Genomic DNA, 1366 nt, shown 5'->3' with positions numbered 1-1366 from the left:
GGGACGTTGCCGGCAAGGCTAATGACCCCAGATGCGGAGAAAAATGTCTTTAAATAACGCAAAAAATGCGGAGAAAATTTCAAAATGCGGAGAAAACCCACTATATTTACCGTAAAATTTGCGGAATAAAATGAAGGTTTACATTTACGAAAACGAATTTTGGCCGAACTTTACTTGGTATGACCAAGAAATAATAGAGTTACTTGGAAAGGTGAGAAACCTGCAAGGAAGGATTGTTGGCAAGATGGAATCTTTAGGTTTTAATCTAAAACAACAAGCTGAATTAGAAACATTAAAAACTGAAATATTACGTTCATCTGAAATCGAAGGAGAAATACTAAACCCAGAACAGGTTCGCTCATCAATTGCTCGCAAATTGGGTATGGATATTTCCGGATTAATACCATCAGACAAAAATGTTGAAGGTATTGTAGACATGATGCTTGATGCTACGCAGAATTTTAGCCAACCTTTGACAAAGGAAAGACTTTTTGATTGGCATTATGCGTTATTTCCAACAGGGAGAAGTGGAATGTATAAAGTCATCGTCGGTAATTGGCGTAATGATTCTACGGGACCCATGCAAGTGATTTCTGGGCCAATGGGAAAAGAAAAAGTTCATTTTCAAGCCCCAGCCGCAACACGAATAGAGGAAGAAATGAATACTTTTCTTGATTGGTTCAATAATTATGAAAAAATTGATTTAGTATTGAAAGCAGGTATTGCTCATTTATGGTTTGTCACAATCCATCCATTTGAAGACGGAAATGGAAGAATTGCCAGAACAATAAGTGATATGCTATTAGCACGGGCAGATGGAATATCACAGCGGTTTTACAGTATGTCAGCCCAAATTAGACAAGAAAGAAAGGAATATTATGAAATTCTTGAAAAAACCCAAAAAGGAGATTTAGATATAACAAAATGGCTTACCTGGTTCTTAAATTGTTTGCTAAATGCTCTAAATGAATCTAATATAATTTTAGAAAAAGTAATTAGCAAACACAATTTCTGGATAGAAAATGCATTAAAAATCCAAAATGAAAGGCAAAAATTAATGCTTAACAAAATTCTTGATGGAGATTTTTTGGGGAAATTAACTTCATCTAAATGGGCAAAAATAACAAAATGTTCACCAGATACTGCATTAAGAGATATACAAGACTTGATTGATAAAGGGATTCTCAAAAAAGCAGTAGAAGGAGGAAGAAGTACAAATTACGAATTAATTGAATAAAGAATTTAAGCCCAGCCGGCAACAAAGCTATTATACGCCAGTCGTGGCATCCACAGCATATTGAGAGTATCGTTTTACCCTCTCCCATCCGTTCAAGCTGATAAATCCATAGCTGGTCTGAAACCACGC

At 35.6% G+C, this 1366-nt stretch carries 1 protein-coding gene; it reads left to right on the top strand.

Translation table 11 applies throughout. The annotated features are described in order from the left end of the window. Positions 1–130 precede the first annotated feature (130 nt). The gene (locus tag OQ5_RS0100655; RefSeq protein ID WP_016775640.1) at positions 131–1237 is read left to right on the top strand and encodes a Fic family protein; all 1107 of its coding nucleotides are present in this window, start codon (positions 131–133) and stop codon (positions 1235–1237) included. The last annotated feature ends 129 nt before the right edge of the window (positions 1238–1366 follow it).

The organism is Anaerophaga thermohalophila str. Valhall (assembly GCF_000250735.1).
Lineage (GTDB): Bacteria > Bacteroidota > Bacteroidia > Bacteroidales > Marinilabiliaceae > Anaerophaga > Anaerophaga thermohalophila_A.
This window is presented reverse-complemented; position numbering and strand designations above follow the sequence as displayed.